Origin of the sequence: Burkholderia sp. MSMB1588 (assembly GCF_001546925.1) — a bacterium.
In the GTDB taxonomy this organism is placed as follows: Bacteria; Pseudomonadota; Gammaproteobacteria; order Burkholderiales; family Burkholderiaceae; genus Burkholderia; species Burkholderia humptydooensis.
Genome location: NZ_CM003770.1, coordinates 1067819 through 1087519, shown reverse-complemented (window position 1 = coordinate 1087519; position 19701 = coordinate 1067819). Strand labels below are relative to the sequence as shown.

The following is a 19701-nucleotide window of genomic DNA, read 5'->3' as shown; positions in this document are numbered from 1 at the left end:
GGGACGGGAGCGTCCGGCTTTCGTCAGTATAGGCGCTGCGCCGCGCGCGGCGCAGCAAGGCGGCAGCGGCGGCGCGCGCCGTGCCCGGCCGCGTGGCCGGGCGGCGCGCGCGCACGGTCACTTGCGGACCACGGCGGGCGGCTGCCAGTTGCCGTCGGCGGCTTGCCGCTTCGGCGCGTAGAGCCGCAGCGCGAGCTCGAAGTCGGCGCGCGGCGCGGGCAGCCAGTTCGACGCGTAGCCCTTGCCGGGCGGCGTCGCGGACACGACGATCTCGAGCGAGCCGTCGCGGCTGCGGTGCAGCCGGTCGCGCTCGCCGATCGAGCGGCGCGCGCGGCCGAGCTCGGGCACCGCGCCGTCCGGCGTGTACGGCGCGAGCGACCAGAACGCGCGCGCGGGCGGCAGCGCGTTCGGCGCAAAGCGGATCACGTAGCGGTACGCGCCGTTCAGCGGCCGGCCCGCGCTGTCGGTCTTCACGACGGCGACGGCCTCGTCGTCGCGCGTTCCCGCGCCGAATTGCGTCGACGCCGCGTATGCCCGCAATGCGTAGTCCTGCCCGTAGTTGCCGACGCTGTCGCCGAGCCAGCTCCAGCCGTTCGCGGTGAGCGCGTTCGGCGGCAGCGCGGCGAGCCGCTCGCGCGCCTCGGCCGCGCCGTTCTCGGCGCCGATCAGCTTGTCGCCCTTCCATTGCACCGGCGCGCCCGCCGTCACGCCGATGTCGGCGAGGATTTCCTGCGCGTGCGCGTCGGCAGCGGGCGGCGGGTTGTCCAGCAACGCGCGCGCGACGCGCGAGAAGAACGCGGGCGGATCGAGCGCCGCGACCTGCGCGACGGGTGCGGCGGCGCCCGATGCGGGCCCGGCCGCCCCCGCGCCCGCACGCGCGGCGGGCGACGCGCCGCGGGCGTCGCCCGTGTAGACGGACAGCGGCTCGACGCGGATCGCGCGCTGCAGCTTCTTCGCGGCGGCGAGGTCGCGCCCGCCGCTCGTCTGGACCCGCACGTCGAGCCACACGTTGCGCGCGGGCACGTCGACGCGCGTGAGCCCGTCCGGCAGCGAGCCTTCCCAGCCCGCGCCGACGAACGCAAGCGCGCGCGCGCGGCTCGCGCCCGAACGCGGATTCGCCGACGGGCCGCTCGACCACAGCACGTTGGTCCACATGTCGAGCGCGCGGGCGTCGAGATAGCGGCCGCGCCCGTCGGGCAGCACGACGACGACCGGCTCGTCGGCGACGTCGAGCCACGCGGTCGAATCGAGCATGTCGCCGCTCGCTAGCGGCGGGTTCGCGGTGCCCGGCGCAGGCAGCGCCTGCGCATGGCGCAGCGTGTTGACGGGCGTGCCGTCGGCCGTCGCGGCTTCCTTCGCGACGTCCATCAGCACGAGCGGGTAGGCATAGATATAGGAATCGGCGACCTCGCTGCGCATCCAGCCCGTCTTGCGCTGGATCGCCTCGGGCGTCGACGTGCAGGCCGCGAGCAGCGCCAGCGCGGCAAGCGACGCGCAAGCGCGCCGCAGAGAAACAGTGGGTTCTCGTCGGTTTGTTGTCATTGGGTGGCCACGGCGAACGCGCGGCCTGGCCGCGCGTGTTGATCGGCGGCCGGCGCGTAGGGCGCGGTGTTTTCCTCGTAGCGTGCGTGCCGGCCGGCTGTTGCTTGATCAGCTCTTTGTTTTTTGATCGGCAGTATCGTACTCTCGTCGCCCCGGCAAAAACAACGCCTGATCGCGAGATAGGGGCGATTCGGGCGGCGCGGCGCACGGGCGCGCGGCGGTGCGTGGTCAATATTTGGGATCGGGGGCGACGGTGGAGGATGGGCGACGCGTGCGCGGTGACGCCCTGCTTGTCGAGCCGGCCGGCGGGTCGATCGAACGTGCGTGGCGCGCACGGCGCGTCGCGCCGGCGCGCAATCGGGCCGCCGGCCCCACCGGCGGCCCGCTACCCGCGCTGCTCGACGAGCCGGCCTTGTTCGAGCGCGAAGCGCCGCACGACCTTGATCGTCGGCGCCTGCGCGAACGGCGCGCCTTCCGGGCGATCCAGATATTCGACGACGACGACGATCGCGCCGGGCGACGCCGCGCGCTCGATCGACACCGAGACGGGCTTCACCCGATCGCCGAGCAGCACGGCCGGCGCGCCGCCGCCCGGCTGCGCGGTCGCGACGTACAGGAACCGGCCGCTGCCGCCCGGATCGTCGCTCAGCAGGACGGCCTCGACCGGATGGCCGGCGATCGTCGCCGGGGCGCTCCGCGCGACGAGCGTCGTCACGCGCTTCATCGCCGATCCCGGCGCGGCCGAGCGCACCGATTCGCCGTTCGTCAGCTTGATCGGCTCGCCTTCGATCGCGTACGTCGCGTCGGCCGCGCCGGGCGACGCCGCACTCCCGCCCGTCATCCGCAGCGCGAGCCGCTCGGCGGCGACGCCGCGCAGCGCGGCGATCCGCGCGGCGTACGCTGCCGTCAGGCAATCGATCCGCGCGCCGCACGCGTCGCGCACGCGCTGCCGCCAATTCTGCTGCTCGTCGCGCAGCGCGTCGCGGAACTCGCGGTACGCCATGCCTTCGTCGGCCGGCCGCGCGTTCTGCAGCATCTCGTAGTACGTGGCCATTCGAACGTCCTGCTCGCCGAGCGCGGGCGTCCGGCAGATCGCGCGCTCGGCGGCGCTCGCGGCGCGCGCGCAGTCGAAGCTCGCGGCGCGCGCGAACGGCGCGCCGAACGCCAACGCGGCGCCAAGCGCCGCGGCCGTCAGTCGTTTCGTGTTCGTCGACATGATTCCTCCTTGCGGTGCTTCGAGTAAACGATTCGGCGAACGTTCATGTGACGCGCAGAGGAGAAGGGGCTGGCGGAGATGACTGCGCCCGCCGCCGATGCGCGACCAAACGCCGCGGCCCCGCGCAAGCCCGAAGGACCACGCCGATCGCCCGAACGCCCCGCGGACGCCGTGCGCGGCGGCCCCGCCACGATCGCCCCGCTCCGCCCGCCTCCGGCATCCGGCATCGGCTCCCGATCTCGCGCTTGACCTTCCCATCATGGGAAAGTTGATACTTCGGATCATTGGCGGCATCGCCCGCCACATCGAATCGGATTGCAGATGACAAAACTGTTCGCTCCCGCCGCCCCGGTCACGACGACGCTGCTCGTCGAAGGCATGCACTGCGGCGGCTGTACGTCGCGGGTCGAGCAGGCGCTCGCCCGGGTGCCGGGCGTAACCGGCGCGGCGGTGGATCTCGACGCAGGCACGGCGACTGTCGACGCGGCGTCCGCGGTCGACGCGGCCCGCCTCATCGACGCGCTCGACGCGGCCGGATACCGCGCGACGGTCGCGCCGGCGCCCGTCGCGCGCCTGCACGCGGATGCACGGCGCGAAGACGAAGATGACGACGCCGTCGCGCCGCGCACGGCGACCGTCACGCTGGCCCTCGGCGGAATGACCTGCGGCGGCTGCGCGCGGCGCGTCGAGCAGGCGCTCGCGAACGTGCCCGGCGTGACGGGTGCGAAGGTGGATCTCGCGACGACGAGCGCGGAGGCGGACGTCGCGCGCGACGTCGATCCGCAGACGCTCGTCGCGGCCGTCGAGCGCGCCGGGTATCGAGCGAACGTAGTGCGAGACGCGCGCGCCGACGCCGCGCCGACGCCGGCCGCATGCCCGCTCGACGGCGCGGGGCGCTCACAAGCGTCGCCCGCTGCTTTCGCGGTCGACGAATCGACCGTTGCGTCCCCGGAGCGCGCCGTGGCGACGAAGACGTCCGAACTGGATATCGACGGCATGACCTGCGCATCGTGCGCCGGCCGCGTCGAAAAGGCGCTGTCGCAAATCCCCGGCGTCGCCCGCGCGACGGTCAACCTCGCCACCGAAAAGGCAACCGTCGATGCCGACGCGCACGTCGAAGCCGCGCAGTTGATCGAGGCGGTGAAGCGAGCGGGCTACCGCGCGTCACCGATCGTCGCGGCTTCCGCCCCCGCGGCCACGGCATCCCACGCGACCGTGGCCGCGCCCGCCCCCCGCCCCGCATCGCCGAGCGCCGACGACCGCAAGCGCGCCGAAGCGCGCCGCGAGCGCGCGCTCGTGATCGCGTCCGCCGCGCTGACCGCGCCGCTCGCGCTGCCGATGTTCGCCGCACCGTTCGGCGTCGACGCCGCGCTGCCCGCGTGGCTGCAGCTCGTGCTCGCGTCGATCGTGCAGTTCGGCTTCGGCGCGCGCTTCTACCGCGCCGCGTGGCATGCGCTGAAGGCCCGCGCCGGCAACATGGACCTGCTCGTCGCGCTCGGCACGTCGGCCGCGTACGGGCTGAGCATCTGGCTGATGCTGCGCGACCCCGGCCAGGCCGCGCACCTGTACTTCGAGGCGTCCGCCGTGATCGTCACGCTCGTGCGCTTCGGCAAGTGGCTCGAAGCGCGCGCGAAGCGGCAGACCACCGACGCGATCCGCGCGCTCAACGCGCTGCGCCCCGATCGCGCGCGCATCGTCGAGCACGGCGTCGAGCGCGACGTGCCGCTCGCGCAGGTGCGCGTCGGCACCGTCGTGCGCGTGCTGCCGGGCGAGCGCGTGCCCGTCGACGGCCGGATCGAGGCGGGCGTCACGCATGTCGACGAATCGCTGATCACGGGCGAGAGCCTGCCCGTTGCGAAGGAGCCGGGCGAGCGCGTGACCGCCGGCTCGATCAACGGCGAAGGCGCGCTCACTGTCGCGACGACCGCGGTCGGCGCCGAGACGACGCTCGCGCGCATCATCCGCCTCGTCGAATCCGCGCAGGCCGGGAAAGCGCCGATCCAGCGCCTCGTCGACCGCGTGAGCGCCATGTTCGTGCCCGCGATCGTCGCGATCGCGTTCGTCACGTTCGCCGGCTGGCTCGCGGCCGGCGCGGGCGTCGAGACGGCGATCCTCAACACGGTCGCGGTGCTCGTGATCGCGTGCCCGTGCGCGCTCGGCCTCGCGACGCCCGCCGCGATCATGGCGGGCACGGGCGTGGCCGCGCGGCGCGGCGTGCTGATCAAGGACGCGCAGGCGCTCGAGCTCGCGCAGCGCACGCGCATCGTCGCCTTCGACAAGACCGGCACGCTGACGGAAGGCAAGCCGACCGTCACCGCATTCGACGCGATCGGCATCCCGCACGCCGACGCGCTCGCGCTCGCCGCCGCCGTCCAGCGCGACAGCGCGCATCCGCTCGCGCGCGCGGTCGTCGCCGCGTTCGACGCCGACGCCGACGCGCACCGCTCGCGCCTCGCCGACGCGCGCGCCGACACGTCGCGCGCGGTCGCGGGCCGCGGCGTCGAGGCGCGCGTCGACGCGCGCCTCCTCGCGCTCGGCAGCACGCGCTGGCGCGACGAGCTCGGCATCGCCGTGCCCGACGACGTCGCGCGCCGCGCGGCGGCGCTCGAAGCGGCGGGCAACACGGTGTCGTGGCTGATGCGCGCCGACGCGCCGCGCGCGGCGCTCGCACTCGTCGCGTTCGGCGACACGGTGAAGCCGCACGCGCGGCGAGCGATCGAGCGGCTCGCCGCGCGCGGCGTCAGGAGCGCGCTCGTCACGGGCGACAACCGCGGCAGCGCGGCGGCCGTCGCCGCGTCGCTCGGCATCGACGAAGTGCACGCGCAGGTGCTGCCGGACGACAAGGCGCGCGTCGTCGCGCAGATGAAGCGGACGGCGGGCGACGGCGCGGTCGCGATGGTCGGCGACGGCATCAACGACGCGCCCGCGCTCGCCGCCGCCGACGTCGGCATCGCGATGGCGACGGGCACCGACGTCGCGATGCACACGGCGGGCATCACGCTGATGCGCGGCGATCCGGCGCTCGTCGCGGACGCGATCGACATCTCGCGCCGCACGTACCGGAAGATCCAGCAGAACCTCTTCTGGGCGTTCGTCTACAACCTGGTCGGGATTCCGCTCGCGGCGCTCGGCTGGCTGAACCCGATGATCGCGGGCGCGGCGATGGCGTTCTCGAGCGTGAGCGTCGTGACGAACGCGCTGTTGCTGCGGCGCTGGAAAGGCGACGCGCGCTGAATGAACAAAGCGCGGACATGCGCGAACTGCGCGGCGCGCTTGGGGCATGCATCGCGCGCTGCTCGCGACGGCGACGGGCGACAAATTGCGACACGGCCGCGAGCGCGGCTACGCTAGACTTCACGCATCGACGAATACGACGGCGTGCCGACACGCGCCGCCCCTCAAGCCGCATGATCGCATTCATTGCCCACCGCATCGCCCGGCGCGCGCCGGCGCCCGCGACGATTTCCCGTTCGCGCCGCGCCGGCCGCCCTCTGCTCGCCGCACTGGCCGTCGCGCTGATCGGCCTTCCACAAGCGCACGCCGAAATCCGCTGCGGCTGGCTGCAGAATCCGACGCCCGGCAACTGGTGGCTCGACGACCGCACCGGCTCGTGGACGCTCAGCGCGATGGGCGGCCCCGAAGCCGAAGGGATGGACCTGATTCCCGACATGGCGGGCAGGCAATACGTCGAAACCAACGGCTCGCACGGCTATGCATGCGCGTGCCTCACAGTGGTCACCGACAAGCAGGAACGGCGGATCGTGAAGGTGCAGAAGGCGAAGCAGTTGCCGCTTTCGCGGTGCCGGCGCGACAAGCGGCTCAAGGAGCCGGCGTAATCGGAAGCCCGAACCGGGATCAGAGCGATTCGATCGACTTGACGAACGTCGTCGTCGCGGCGGTGAAGCCCAGCTCGCGATACAGCACGAGCGCGGCCGCGTTGTGATTGAACACCGACAAGCCGATCTCGCTCACGTGGAGCTGCCGCGCGTCGTCCTCGAGCGCCTGCAGCACGCGCGTCGCCCAGCCCTGGCGGCGAAAGGCGGGCTCGATTTCGAGATCGTAGATGAAGAGCGACCGATGCGGCCCTTCGGTGACGACGCCGTACCACAGGTGGCCGAGCACGACGCCGTCGGCGGATTCGCTCAGCGTCAGCAGCACCTGGTCGTCGGTGAGGAGCCCGTCGGGCAGCAGCGTGTCGATGCACGCGAGCGCGCGTTCGTCGGCTTCGTCGGGCGCGCTCTGGCCGGATTCGATCAGGTCCCGCGCGTAGCCACGCGCCGCGCGCTCGCGGTATTCGCGGAATTCCGTCTGGGTCATAGGGCGCATCTGCAACATGCCGCACCTGTTCGAAGAAGCGGGTCTATCAGTCAGTGTAGCGGGCGATGCGGGGTTGCGCGAACGGAATTCGCTTCGCCGTTGGCGGGTGGGTCAGACGCTGATTGTTCGCCTGCCGCGACGGCCTTCGCCATCGCGATCGGCCTGCCGGCGCCGCTATCAACGGCGGATCAGGCCGATCTGCGAGACATGCGACTTGCGCACCCGCTCCGCCTCGGCGTGGCGGGCCTTGTACGAATAGTCGGCGTCGAGCGGCAGATGCGGCGACGTGAAAAGGTCTTCGATCTTTTGAAGCAGCGCGAAGATGAGGCTCATTTGCGACTCCTGTCAGCTAACGTCAAGGGTTTTCCCTTAGATGAGATTCTAGGTGTTTTCCCTAGGAACATCTAGTGCGTCGCAGCAAAAATCTCGCAAATCGCCCTTTCCCGCCGCGAATGGAGGCCGGCCCGTTGCGACCTCGCAACGCGCGCGCGGCATCGCGCCGCGGTGGTTCGTTGCATCCCTCTTTCAATCAGCGCCCGCGGCGCGGGGCATGCGCCCGCTTGACCGGCGGCGCGGCGCTCGACAGGCGGCTCGTCAGGCGGTCGACCTGCGCGCCGAGCTCGTCCTGGCGCTGCGACAGCATCTCGATCGTCGCGTCGTGGGTCACCTGTGCGGCGACGAGCCTGTCGATGCGTTGCTGCATCGCAGCAAATCGATCGCGCTGCGCCGACATTTGCACCGCCTGGACGACCAGCGCGACGATCGCGACGAGCAGAGCCACCGCGAGCGCGAGCAGCAGGCGGTTCACGCGGCGCATCTCCGCATCGGCCGCCCGGCGCAGGTCGATCGTTTCCGATTGGAGCGCGCGGACCCGGTCGGCGAGCGGGCGCAGGTGCGCGTCGAGATCGGATGAGACGGCGAGCGCAGCCGACGGCACGGGCGACGTGGGCGATACGGACGGAGACGGCGTTGACGGTGCGTGCGGCATGGACGCCGCAGTGGGCGCAGATGACACAGACGACATGGACGATGCAACCGGGACGGCAGACAGGGGCGGCGCGTCGACGCTGTCCACGGCGCCGACGCGGCTGCCGGAGGTGCCGGAACGATCGGCGCGGCCAGCCGCGCGGCCGTTCGATGCGGCCGGCTTTGAGTTGCCGCTCGTGTCGGGCGCCTTCCGGGATTTCGACGCCGCCGGCGCATCGACCGCGACGCCGCCCGCCGTTTCCCCTCCAGCCACCTCGCCTTCGGGAGCCTCGCGTTCGGCCGCCCGCTTGGTGCTGTCCGCGCGACGCGCGGACGAGCGGCGCGAACGAGGCGGCCGGGCAGCCGTCGCGTCGGCCGCAGTGGACTTCGTCGCCGCCGGCCCGGATGCGTCGGCCGCGGACACGTCGCGCTGCCCGGCGTCCGCGTCGGCCGCCGCGGGCTCGCCGGAACGCGTCGCGGCGCCCGCGCCTTCGTTCGCCGCACCCGCCGCATCGGCAGCGGCGCGCCCGCCGGCGTCGCGTTGCACATCCCGCGTATCCGCTGCCGGCGCTTCTACGAATCCGCTCAGCAGATCCGCCTGTTCGCCCGCCGGGTCGGCCCCGCGCGCCGTCGCAAGCGCGCCGCCGCCGCCCTGCGGCCGATCGAAACCGTCGAGCCCGCGCTGTTGCGCGCGCGCCGCATCTCGTTCGGCATCGTCGACGGCCACGCCGGCGGCCGCTTCGTCCGTCCGCGCGCTGTCTCCGGCCGCGACGCCGAACAGATCGAGCGTGTGCTCGTCGCGGAGCGCGTCGCTCGCGGTGGCGTCGCGGCCGGGCCGGGCCGCCGCGCGCGACTGCGCGGGGCCGCTCGCCGCAGCGGCGCGCGGCCGCCGCCGAGTCGTGGACGAACGGGAAGAACGGGAACGTGGGGATGCTGCGGAATCGGTCATGGATCGTTCAGCGGCGCGCCGCACGCGCGCCGGACTCGGCTTCGAACAATTTCAGGAAGGCGGCATTGTCTCATGCCCGCCGCGCGAGCCCGCGCGTCAATCGTCCGGCAAGCCGCTCGTCTGCTCGGTGAAGCCCTTCACGCCCGGCAACTGCCGCAAGCGCGCGCAAATGCTCTCGTATTCGACGTCCGACACGCGGCCAAGCGCGATCGTCACTTCGTCGCTGTCCGCCGCATCCTCGCTCTGCTGGACGATGAAGCGCTTGACGCGCGCGCTGTCGACGCCGAGCGCCGCGTGCAGCGAATCGAACGTCAGCGTGCCGCGCTCGACCAGCAGCACGAGATGGCGGCGCTGGCGCACGGTCAGGTAGCGCCGCTCGAGCGGCTTGATGCCCGCGAGGATCAAGAGAATGATGACCGTCGCCGCGATCGCCGCCGCGTACAGCCCGCCGCCCACCGCGAGCCCGACTGCCGCGACCGACCAGAGGCTCGCGGCCGTCGTCAGCCCGCGGACGATCTCGCCGCGCAGCAGGATCGATCCCGCGCCGAGAAAGCCGATCCCCGACACCACCTGCGCCGCCATCCGCGACGGATCGAGGTCGATGTGCGCCTGGCCGAGCACGTCGGCAAAGCCGAACGCCGACACGATCATGATGAGCGCCGAGCCGACGCACACGAGCATGTGCGTGCGCAGCCCGGCCGCCCATGACAGGCGCTCGCGCTCGATGCCGATCACGCTGCCGAGCGCCGCCGCGAGAATCAGCCGCATGATGAGTTCGACGTTGTTCAGCATCCATGCTCTCCCAGGTTCGACGGCGGCGGGCCGCATGCTTTATCCTTGCCGCTCGGCCCGCGCGCGCGGTGCCGCGTTCTTCCACTGTCAACCGCGTCGTCATCCGTCATGTCCGCACTCGTCTCCGTTTCCGACCAGGCCGCCCGATTGCGCCGCCACTTCGCGCAAATCGTCTTGCCGCTCTGGCGCGGACCCGGCTTCAACCCGGCGCTGCAACTGCCGTTCGAGGCCGTCGCGCCGGATACGCACGCGCCGCTGCCCGTCACCCGCTATCGCGCAATGGCGTGCGCGCGCCAGTTGTTCGTGTTCTCGCAGGCGGGCGACGCCCAGCACGCGCACACGCTCTTTGCCGCATTGTGCCGCCACTTTCGCGATCCTCGCCACGACGGCTGGTTCTACAGCGTCGATGCGCAGGGCGCGCCGCTCGACCGCACGAAGGATCTGTATACGCACGCGTTCGTCGTGTTCGCGTGCGCCGAGTATTTCGCGGCGTCCGGCAATCGCGACGCGCGCGACGTCGCGCAACGCACGGCGGCGCTGATCGTCGAGCGCTTCGCGCCGCAACCGGGCAGCGCGCTCCTCGACTCCGCGCGCAGCGACGACTTCGCCGCGACGGCGGGCGGCCCGCTGCAGAATCCGCTGATGCACCTGACCGAAGGCTGGCTCGCCGCGAGCCGCGCGTTCGGCGAGACCGCGTTCGACGACGCGCTGCTGCGCACCGCGCAGGCGGTCGAGCGCACGTTCGTCGATCCGCATACCGGCTGCGTCGCGGAGCTGCCGCTCGGCTGCGCCGACAATCGCTTCGAGCCCGGCCATCAGTTCGAGTGGTTCTATCTCGTCAGCGCGGCGGGCGCGCGGCTCGCGTCGACCGGCCTGCCCGACGCGCTCGCGCGCGCGTACGCGTTCGCGCAACGGCACGGCGTCGATCCGGACACGGGCGGCGTCTGCGCGGCGACCGACGCGCGCGGCGCATGCCTGGACGGCACGCAGCGGATCTGGGCGCAGACCGAATATCTGCGCGCGCTCGCGACGCACGGCGGCGAGCCGGACGCGCTCGCCCGTCAGATCGCGCGCTTTGCCGAGCGGTTCCTGCATCCGCGCGGCTGGTACGAATGCAGGACCGCGCAGGGCGGCGTGTCGCGCGCGGACATGCCGTCGACGACGCCGTATCACCTCGCGACCGCATACGCGTCGTTGCCTGCGGGAGCGTGACGCGCCGCGCGCGAGGCGCGTGACGTGCGTCGACTGACATCGCCGCCGGAGCACATGCAACCGCGCGCGCCCCTGCGCTAAAGCGCCGCCTGCCGCACGTACCGCACGAACGCGCGCACCGCGGGCGCCTTCTCGTGCTTGCGATACGCGATCGCCACTTCCGACGGAATCGGCTTGCCTTCGATCGGCCGGTACGCGACGCCCGGCAGCGACACGCAGCCGACGAGCGACTGCGGCACGATCGCGGCGGCTCCGCTGACCGACACGTGCGCGAGCACCGCGACGAGCGCGCCCGGCCGCGCGTCGACGACCGGCTCGAAACGCCCGCGGCGCGCCACCTCCAGCGTGCCGAGCGCCTGCTCGGGCACGACGAAGCGCTCGCCCGCGAGCGCGGCCGGCCGGATCGACGCGCGCGCCGCGAGCGGCGAATGCTCGTGCACCGCGACGACGAACACGTCGCGGTGCACTGTGTGCGTCGACACGCCGTCCGGCAGCGGCAGCGGCGGGCGCACGTATGCGACGTCGAGCGTGCCAGCGTCGAGCTGCGCGGCGACATCGCCCATCGGCACTTCGCGCACGTCGACGCCGATGCGCGGATGCGCGTCGCGAAACGCGCCGACCGTGCGTTGCAGCACGCCCGCATACGCGGCCGACGACACGTACCCGACCTCGATCCGCCCGATTTCGCCGCGCTCGGCAAGCGCCGCCAGCTCGCGGCCGCGCGCGAGATGCGCGAGCGCCGCCTGCGCTTCGCCGAGGTAGACCGCACCCGCCGCGCTCAGCGCGACCGAGCGCCGCGTGCGATGAAAGAGCCGCACGCCGAGAAGCCGCTCCGCATCCTGGATGAGCCGCGTCAGCGCGGGCGGCGCGACGTCGAGCTCGTCCGCCGCGCGGGCGAAGTGCAGATGCCGCGCGACGCAGAGAAACGCCCGGACGTGGCGCAGTTCGAGGCGATCCATTTATTGCTCCCGCTTATTGCTTCCGCTTATTGCTTCATCAAGCAATAAAGATGGATTTCTGTAGCAATGACACACAACAACCGCTGAGCCTAACATGCCGCTCTCCCCTTCGCATCATGGTGTCCGGCATGCACGACGCGCCCTCCCGCCCCGCTCCGATCGAGCCCCTCCGTCACGCTTGCGGCTCGCCCGCCGCCTCCGCGTCTGCCCCCGCCCCCGCATCCGCGCCCGGCTCCGCGGCGCTCGCGCACGCCCGCCGCAGCACCGCGTGGCGCGCGCTCGCCACCGCGTCCGCGGCCTGCTCGCTGATCGTGCTCGACACGAACGTCGTCGCGGTGTCGCTGCCGTCGATCGCCCGCACGTTCCACGCGAGCTTCGCGGACATCGAATGGGTCGTGAGCGCGTACATGACCGCGTTCGCCGCCTGTCTGCTGCCGGCGGGCGGCCTCGCCGACCGCGCGGGCCGCAGGCGCGTGCTGCTCGCCGGGCTCGCGGTGTTCTTCATCGCGTCGCTCGGCTGCGGGCTCGCGCCGTCGGCCGCGTTGCTCAACGTCGCGCGCGCGGTCAAGGGCGTCGGCGCCGCGATGCTGCTGACGTCGGCGCTCGCCGTGATCGCGAACCGCTTCCCCGACGGCCGCGACCGCGCGCGCGCGTGGGCGATCTGGGGCATGTGCATGGGCATCGCGACGACGGTCGCGCCGCTCGTCGGCGGCGCGATCGCGCAATGGATCGGATGGCGCTGGATCTTCCTGCTGAACCTGCCGGTGTGTGTCGCACTCGCCGCGGCCGTTTGCGCGACGATCGACGAATCGCGCGATCCGCACGTGAAGCGCATCGACGCGCCGGGCAGCGTGCTGTTCGGCTCGGCGCTCGCGCTCGGCATCTGGGCGCTGATCGACGCGCCGTCGCGCGGCTGGACCGCGCCCGGCACGCTCGCGCGCTTCGCGGCGAGCGCGGCGCTCGTCGCGGCGTTCGTCGCCGCCGAGCGCTGGCAGCGGCGTCCGGTGATCGATCTCGCGCTGTTTCGCGAGCCGCGCTTCGTCGGCGCGCTGCTTGCGATGTTCGGCTACGCGGCGTGCGCGCAGGTGATGATGACGTTCCTGCCGCTCTATCTGCAGATCGGCTTCGGGATGTCGGCAATCGGCGCGGGGCTCGGCATGCTGCCGTTCGCGCTCGCGATGATCGTCGGGCCGTCGCTCGGCGCGGCGCTGTCGGCGCGCGCGCCGGCCGCGACCGTGCTCGGCGGCGGGCTCGCGCTGATCGGCATCGGCAATGTCGCGACCGCCGCGCTCGCGGGCGCGTCGCATTACGGGCCCGTCGCGCTCGGCATGCTGATCACCGGCTGCGGCGCGGGCATCCTCAACGGCGACACGCAAAAGGCGATCATGGCGTGCGTGCGGCCGGAGCGGACCGGGATGGCGTCCGGGATCAGCACGACGACGCGTTTTTCCGCAATCGTGATGTCGGTCGGCGTGCTCGGCGCGGTGCTCGCCGCGCGGACCCACGCGGCGCTCGCCGCGCGCGTCGCGCACGCGCCGGAGCTGCTCGGCGCGCTCGACGCGCACTTCATGTCGAGCCTGCTCGCGGGCGATCTCGCGCAGGCGGTACGCGGCCTGCCGCCGCGCACGGGCGCGGCGCTCGCGCGAATCGCGCCCGCGGGCTTCGCGAGCGGCTTCGCGGTCGCGCTGGGCGTGAGCGGCGCGTTCGCGCTCGCGGCGGCCGTCGTGGTGCGGCTGCTCGTCGGCGCGAAGCCGGGGCGGGCCGCATGAGCGCGCCCCCGATGCGAGACGGGCAGCGCGGACGACGATGCGCGATCCGTCCCGCCCGCCCCGCGCACCCGATGCATGCGCGACTATGCGCCCGCGAGCTGCGGCGCGCCCGCGCCGGCGAGCGCCGCGCCGCCGGCGGGCCGGCGCTCGCGCGCGTCGCCGAGCTCGAACACCGAGACCGACTGCTGCAACTGCTCGGTTTGCTCGTTGAGCGAGCCGGCCGCCGCCGCGACTTCCTCGACGAGCGCCGCGTTCTGCTGCGTCAGTTGCTCCATCTGCGTGACCGCCTGGTTGACCTGCTCGATCCCCGCGCTCTGCTCGATCGACGCGGCCGTGATCTCGGCCATCGTCTGCGCGACCCGCTCGATCGACGCGGACACCGAGCGCATCGCCTCGCCCGCGCGCTCGACGAGCTCGGAGCCGCCGTCGATCTGCGTGACCGATTCCTCGATCAGCAGCTTGATCTCCTTGGCCGACTGCGCGCTGCGCTGCGCGAGCGCGCGCACCTCGCCCGCGACCACCGCGAAGCCGCGCCCCTCCTCGCCCGCGCGCGCCGCCTCGACGGCCGCGTTCAGCGCGAGGATGTTGGTCTGGAATGCGATCCCGTCGATCACCGCGATGATCTCCGCGATCCGGCCCGAGCTGCGCGCGATGCCGTGCATCTTGTCGATCACGTCGTCGACGATCGCGCCGCCGTTCTTCGTCGTTCGCAGCGCGTCGTCGGCGAGCGCGCTCGCCGCGCGCGCACTGTCGCTGTTCTGCCGCACGGTGGCGGTCAGCTCCTCCATGCTCGCCGCCGTTTGCTCGAGCGACGCGGCCTGGCTCGACGTGCGCGCGGACAGGTCCGCGTTGCCGCTCGCGATCTCGGCCGCGCCGAGGTGGATCGCGTTCGACGCGTTGCGCACGACGCGCACGGTGCCCGCGACGCTCGCCTGCATCTCGGCGAGCCCGCGCAGCAGCCGCTCGATTTCGTGGATGCCGTGCGGCGCCACCCTCCCGTCGAGGCGGCCTTGCGCGATCTGCTCGAAATGCACGCCCGTCTGCGCGAGCGGCGCGACCACCGCGCGCCGCGCGACGGCGTAGATCCCCGCGATGCACGCGAACATCAGCACGAGCAGCACCGCGCCGACCGTCTCGAACCAGCGCATCCCGGTGTCGATCATGCCGAGCGCGTGCTCGCTCGTGCGGCTGCTGAATTCGGAGAACGTGCGCAACTCGCCGAGATACGCGTCCTGGATCTGCTGCGTCGGCTGATCGAGAAACGCCTGCATGTTGTTGGATTCGAGGAACTGCACGAGATCGACGAGCGCCGCGTGGTACTTGCGGTAGCGCTCGGTGAGCGCCGCCGCGCGCTCGGTGTTCTCGGCGCTGATCGTCGGCGCGGCCGTGAAGGCGGCGAACGCGCGATCGGCGAGCGCGAGCTGGTCGCGCACGTGCTGGAGCGTCTCGGTGGGCATCGGATCGCCCTTCACCATCCGCGTGCTGGCGCGCGACAGGTTGGTGCGAGCGTCGAGCATGTGCTGGGTCGCGACGGTCGTCGCGTCGACCTGCTTGATCGCGACGTTGGACAGATCGTCGATATTGCTGCGCGACGCGGACAGCGACCAGAAGCCGAGCCCCTCGACCGCGATCAGAAACAGGCAGAACACGACGAGCACGCCGAGCAGGCCGGATGCGAGCTTGATTTTGCTGAACATGAAATTCCGTTAGAGCCAAGAAAAGATGCTGCCTTGGCGTTAGCGGCATTTCGGCGGCGGACTTGAGCGATCACCTACGCGGCGCGGGGGCTCTCTGGTCGCCCGGCGTCCGGCCTCGCGAGCGTCACGCGCCGTCGAACGTCGACGCCGACAGGCCGAGCAGACGCTCCAGGTCGTTCATCAGCGCGTGCCGGCGCCGCGTGTCCTGCTCGTGGGCGCGCGCCGCCGCGTCGATGTCGCTGCCGCAATGCGGACAGGTATGCTCGCTCGCATGCACGTAGCCGTCGCAGTTGCGGCACAGCTTCATTCTCGACGGCACGCGCCCGACGTCCGGCGAGCGCTTGCCCTTGTTCTTCCAGGCGAGCTCGATCACCTGCCCCGAGCGGACGATGCTCGACACCGGCTCGCCATCGGCGATGCGCTCGGTCACGAGATCGAAGCGGCCCACCGCGAACGACGCCGGGCCCGCGTCCTGCACCTTCTCGATCCGCTCGCGCAGCCCCTGCTTCTGCAGCTCGAGCACGCGATAGTGGCAGTACGGATTGTTGCCCGGCTTGCCGAGCAGCGAATGCGAGGTCCACGTGCAGCCGCCGCGGCACACGTCCGCGTAGTAGCAGGTGCGGCAGAAGCCCCACAGATCGTCGACCGAGCGCAGCCGGCCGAAATGGATGCCCTCGCTCGTGCGCCAGATGTCCTCGAGCGACATGTCGCGCACGTTGCCGCCGGAGAAGCCGACCGTCGCGAGCGACGGGCAGCCCTTCACCGTGCCGTCCGCTTCGAGCGCGATCACGGTCTGGCCGGCCGCGCAGCCGGTCCAGTGCACGCGCTCGTCGCCGAAGCCGCGCCAGAGGTGCTCGTACGGCCCGTAATAGCCGATGTTGTTGCCGACCGTCATCAGCAGCCCGCGGCTCACGCCGTCCGTATACAGCTTCGCGAGGAGCGGCATCAGCTCGGCCAGCCGGTACGGCTGCAGCAGCACCTCGTCGTTGTCGACCGCGTTGCCCATCGCGACCGTCAACTGGATCTGCCAGTGCGTCGCGCCGAGTTCGATGATCGTGTCCATCAGCGCGGGCAGGTCCGCCATCGTCTGCGCGCCGATCTGCGTGTTGACGCTCACCGCGAGGCCCGCGTCGCGCGCGCGGCGCAGCGTGTCGAGCGCGCGCTCGAACGCGCCCGGCACGTTGCGCACCTTGTCGTGCAGCGGCGCGAGCCCGTCGAGCGACACGCCGACGCCGTTCAGGCCCGCGTCGACCGCTTCCGCCAGGCGCTTCGGCGTCAGATTGCGGCCGCCCGTCTGGATCGCGCAATACATGCCGTGCGAGCGGATCGCGCGGATCAGTTGCGTCCAGTCCTTGCGCAGATATGCCTCGCCGCCGATCAGCGACACTTCGCGCGTGCCGAGCCGCGCGAGCGCCTCGATCACTTCGAGGCATTCGGCCGTGCTCAGCTCGTTGGTCCGCCGGCGCCCCGCCCGCGAACCGCAATGCAGGCACTTGAGATCGCAGGCGAGCGTGATTTCCCAAACGGCATGAACCGGGACGAAGCGTTGATAGTCGCTGTCGATCAGGTAGCGGGCCGGGCGCGCGTCCGTTGTGCTCATGTCGATGTCTCCTTGTGGGACGGTGGCGGCCGCACGCGCGGACGGGCCCGCGCGTGCGGCAAGCGGCGCGGGCGCGCTCAGCGGCGCGCTTCGAGCCGCGCGATTTCCGCTTCGAGCGTCTCGAGCTCGGCGGCGATCGCGTCGTGATCGGCGAGCTGCTGCTCGGCCTGCTGCGCGATCGCCTTCATCCGGCTCAGGTCGCCGGACGCCCTCGCTTCCTGCAGGCCGACGCCGTACATCGGCACCACGTGCTCGTGCGGCGGATCGAGCGGGATCAGCGAGTTGTCCTTCGACACGATCGCGTGCTCGATCGAATGCCAGCGGCCTTCGTAGAAGTAGCGGTAGTTCGCCGTGCCCGATTGCCAGTCGTCGTTCAGCAGCCCATTGAGCTCCAGGATCACGACCTGCGGCGCGATGGGGCCGGTCGGGCTGCCCGTGAGGGTGAGCGCGATCGACGGCGGCGCCAGGGGATCGATCCTCACTTGATGGAACTGTCCGACGACGCGCGCGCGGAAATGCGGCGGCGGATAGATCGGCTGGGTGATGCGGGCGAAGCCCGAAACGGTCTTCTCCACAGCATTGACGAGCAGATACAGCCAGAGGACGGGCGCGCCGAGATTGGGCGTCGCGACGCGAAGTTGAACGGGAAAGAGGCCGGTAGTAGCCATGACGTTTGCTCCACGAAGATGAACGAATGATGTCGATGCAAGGCCGTGCCGCTCACTGCCGGCTTTCGAGCCTGGCGATTTCCGTCTTCAGCGCGGCCAGCGCGGCCGCGATGTCGTCGTGGCTGTCCAGTTGCTGCCGCGCATAGGTGGCGAGCGTCTTCATGTGCGCGAGATCGCCGGACGCCGCCGCATACTGGATCGTCACTCCGTACAACGGCACCGGCCCGTACGCGGTCCGCGGCGATCCGCCGATGACGGGCCCCGGCTCGAGCGGCACGAGTTCGGGGTCGGCCTTGACCGGCACGTTCTCGACTTCGTGCCAGGTGCCGTTCGAGTAGTAGCGGTACGACGCGATGCCCGTCTTGCCGTCGCCCTTCAGCAGCAGATCGCCGTAGAACGTGATCATCGAATTCGAGTGCGGCCCGCCCTGGTTGCCCTGCAGCGCGATCTGCACGATCGCGCCGCTGCCGTCGCGGCGCGGCGGCGGGCCGAGCCGGAACACGTAGGTGCCCCAGACATCGGCATGGAAGTTCAGCGGCGGGCTCACGGCCTGCGAGATCGCCGCGGCGCCGACGACGCTGTGTTCGGCCGTGTCGACCACCAGATTGAGCACGAGCTGCGGCGCGCCGGGCAGCCCGGTGCCGACGAAGTAGCGAACCGCAAAAAGACCGACGCGAAGATCTTCGGACATGTGAGTCTCCTTGATGCGAGTGGTTGAACGACGACGACACGCTGAAACGCCTCCGCGGCGACACGGCGAGCCGAGGCGGCTGACGCGCGGCTACTTGCTCCGTTCGAGCCTGGCGATCTCGATTTCGAGGAGCTCGAGCGCGGTGGCGAGATTGCCTTGCTGGCCGAGCAGCGCCTGTGCCTGCGTGCGCAGCGACTTCATCTGCGCGAGATCGCCGTCCGCGATCGCCTGATGGATCGCGACGCCGTAAGGCGTGACCGGATGACCGTGTGCTTGACTCATGTTTTCCTCGCTGAAAATGGACGATGGCCGACAGCCCCGCGATCTCTCCTGCAGCGGCGAAGTGCCTCCGGCTGTCGTATGTGCGCAGGATCGGGAAATTCGTCGATGAATGACGCGTTCGCCGCCGCGCGGCGACACGGTGTCTCGTGACGTGCTGCTCGCAGCCCGTGATTTGCCATTCGTTATCCTTCTGAACCGGCGCGTCGTCGGTCCACGGCGGTAACGCGGTTGTCCCCGTGCGCCCGCCGGCGCGGCGGGGCGCTTTCATGTCGTCGATTGGTCTGCGTACTAAGGTTAGTTCGCCTGCGCGCTTTCGCTATCTACCAGAATTGGTAGTGGCCCGCCGGGCGCATGACCGGCGCGTGGCGCGTGGCGCGTCGCCGCGAGCGGGCGCCGGCACGACGAATTTCCTTGCGTATCGCCCGCCCCCTTCCTAGAGTGGAGCGCAAAGAGCCGGATTGCATCGGCGGCGCGCGCGCCGCGCCGCATTGTTCAACGTATCAATTCACTCGATAGCGAAGGAACGTCGATGACCGACATCGTGGACCACGCGCGCGGCGCCCTGCGCGCGCAACCCTTCAGCATGCTGCTCGGCACCGAGCTCGTGCACATCGGCGGCGACGAGGCGTCGCTGCGCCTGCCGATCCGCGACGAGCTCAGGCAGCAGTACGGCTTCGTCCACGGCGGCGTCATCAGCTATCTCGCGGACAACGCGCTGACGTTCGCGGGCGCGCTCGCGCTCGGGCCGCGCGTCGTCACGGGGGAATACAAGATCAATTACCTGCGCCCGGCCGTCGTCGGCACGCTGATCGCGCGCGCGAAGCTGATTTATGCGGGGCGGAATCAGGCGACCTGCCAGTGCCACGTGTTCGTGATCGACGGCGACCACGAGCGGCTCGTCGCGGTCGCGCAGGGAACGATCAACCGGGTCGGCGACGGGCGCGAGCCGGGCGCGGCCGAAGAGAAGGCATAGGGCGCGGCGGCGCGCCGCGCCCGGCTCGGGGTGGGCGCGCAACGGCAAAGCCGCCGAACGCCCGAACG

Annotated in this window: 17 protein-coding genes; 5 read left to right on the top strand and 12 right to left on the bottom strand. The window is 71.6% G+C overall.

The window, feature by feature from the left end; all coding sequences use genetic code 11:
• Positions 1 to 117: 117 nt before the first annotated feature.
• Both WS92_RS04440 and WS92_RS04435 read right to left on the bottom strand, forming a co-directional pair.
• Complete coding sequence (locus WS92_RS04440) at positions 118 to 1542, bottom strand: DUF1254 domain-containing protein (protein WP_015603008.1); 1425 nt, start codon at positions 1540 to 1542, stop codon at positions 118 to 120.
• A 385-nt stretch (positions 1543 to 1927) separates the two neighbouring features.
• Positions 1928 to 2758 carry a lysozyme inhibitor LprI family protein gene (locus tag WS92_RS04435; RefSeq protein ID WP_059933335.1) on the bottom strand — a complete coding sequence of 277 codons (831 nt, stop codon included), beginning with the start codon at positions 2756 to 2758 and terminating at the stop codon, positions 1928 to 1930.
• 321 nt (positions 2759 to 3079) lie between these two features.
• Between WS92_RS04435 and WS92_RS04430 the strand changes: the two genes are divergently transcribed.
• Together WS92_RS04430 and WS92_RS04425 are read left to right on the top strand one after the other, a co-directional pair.
• Positions 3080 to 5992, top strand: coding sequence for a heavy metal translocating P-type ATPase (locus WS92_RS04430; RefSeq protein WP_082743835.1), 2913 nt, complete (start codon positions 3080 to 3082; stop codon positions 5990 to 5992).
• 173 nt (positions 5993 to 6165) lie between these two features.
• Positions 6166 to 6594 carry a DUF4087 domain-containing protein gene (locus tag WS92_RS04425; protein WP_059933339.1) on the top strand — a complete coding sequence of 143 codons (429 nt, stop codon included), beginning with the start codon at positions 6166 to 6168 and terminating at the stop codon, positions 6592 to 6594.
• 19 nt (positions 6595 to 6613) lie between these two features.
• Here the strand turns inward: WS92_RS04425 and WS92_RS04420 are convergent, their stop codons facing one another.
• The 4 genes from WS92_RS04420 to WS92_RS04410 form a co-directional block, all read right to left on the bottom strand.
• Positions 6614 to 7093, bottom strand: coding sequence for a GNAT family N-acetyltransferase (locus WS92_RS04420; protein ID WP_059933342.1), 480 nt, complete (start codon positions 7091 to 7093; stop codon positions 6614 to 6616).
• A gap of 159 nt (positions 7094 to 7252) precedes the next feature.
• The gene (locus WS92_RS35550; RefSeq protein WP_009914188.1) at positions 7253 to 7408 is read right to left on the bottom strand and encodes a hypothetical protein; all 156 of its coding nucleotides are present in this window, start codon (positions 7406 to 7408) and stop codon (positions 7253 to 7255) included.
• A 196-nt stretch (positions 7409 to 7604) separates the two neighbouring features.
• Complete coding sequence (locus WS92_RS04415; RefSeq protein WP_059933345.1) at positions 7605 to 9014, bottom strand: hypothetical protein; 1410 nt, start codon at positions 9012 to 9014, stop codon at positions 7605 to 7607.
• Positions 9015 to 9086: 72 nt separating this feature from the next.
• Entirely contained in the window at positions 9087 to 9782 is a 696-nt protein-coding gene (locus tag WS92_RS04410) for an MgtC/SapB family protein (RefSeq protein WP_006029081.1), read from the bottom strand.
• Between the two features lie 108 nt (positions 9783 to 9890).
• Here WS92_RS04410 and WS92_RS04405 point away from each other — a divergent pair, with 108 nt between their 5' ends.
• Complete coding sequence (locus WS92_RS04405; protein WP_015603935.1) at positions 9891 to 10994, top strand: AGE family epimerase/isomerase; 1104 nt, start codon at positions 9891 to 9893, stop codon at positions 10992 to 10994.
• Between the two features lie 77 nt (positions 10995 to 11071).
• Here the strand turns inward: WS92_RS04405 and WS92_RS04400 are convergent, their stop codons facing one another.
• Complete coding sequence (locus WS92_RS04400; protein WP_006029083.1) at positions 11072 to 11953, bottom strand: LysR family transcriptional regulator; 882 nt, start codon at positions 11951 to 11953, stop codon at positions 11072 to 11074.
• A 50-nt stretch (positions 11954 to 12003) separates the two neighbouring features.
• On the opposite strand from WS92_RS04400, the gene WS92_RS04395 reads away from it, so the two are divergent.
• Positions 12004 to 13722, top strand: a complete 1719-nt coding sequence (locus tag WS92_RS04395; protein ID WP_059933348.1) for an MFS transporter — start codon at positions 12004 to 12006, stop codon at positions 13720 to 13722.
• A gap of 83 nt (positions 13723 to 13805) precedes the next feature.
• On the opposite strand, the gene WS92_RS04390 is transcribed toward WS92_RS04395, so the two are convergent.
• The 5 genes from WS92_RS04390 to WS92_RS04370 form a co-directional block, all read right to left on the bottom strand.
• A complete protein-coding gene (locus tag WS92_RS04390; RefSeq protein WP_059933351.1) occupies positions 13806 to 15419 on the bottom strand; it encodes a methyl-accepting chemotaxis protein in 1614 nt (537 codons plus the stop codon).
• Positions 15420 to 15543: 124 nt separating this feature from the next.
• The gene (locus WS92_RS04385; RefSeq protein ID WP_006029086.1) at positions 15544 to 17019 is read right to left on the bottom strand and encodes a GDL motif peptide-associated radical SAM/SPASM maturase; all 1476 of its coding nucleotides are present in this window, start codon (positions 17017 to 17019) and stop codon (positions 15544 to 15546) included.
• Between the two features lie 77 nt (positions 17020 to 17096).
• Positions 17097 to 17687 carry a DUF1842 domain-containing protein gene (locus tag WS92_RS04380; RefSeq protein WP_006029087.1) on the bottom strand — a complete coding sequence of 197 codons (591 nt, stop codon included), beginning with the start codon at positions 17685 to 17687 and terminating at the stop codon, positions 17097 to 17099.
• 52 nt (positions 17688 to 17739) lie between these two features.
• A complete protein-coding gene (locus WS92_RS04375) occupies positions 17740 to 18378 on the bottom strand; it encodes a DUF1842 domain-containing protein (protein ID WP_059933354.1) in 639 nt (212 codons plus the stop codon).
• A 90-nt stretch (positions 18379 to 18468) separates the two neighbouring features.
• On the bottom strand, positions 18469 to 18660 hold the full coding sequence (locus tag WS92_RS04370) for a DUF1843 domain-containing protein (RefSeq protein WP_006029089.1): 192 nt from the start codon (positions 18658 to 18660) through the stop codon (positions 18469 to 18471).
• Between the two features lie 529 nt (positions 18661 to 19189).
• Here WS92_RS04370 and WS92_RS04365 point away from each other — a divergent pair.
• Positions 19190 to 19633: a PaaI family thioesterase gene (locus WS92_RS04365; protein ID WP_006029090.1), complete on the top strand. Its 444-nt coding sequence runs from the start codon at positions 19190 to 19192 to the stop codon at positions 19631 to 19633.
• The last annotated feature ends 68 nt before the right edge of the window (positions 19634 to 19701 follow it).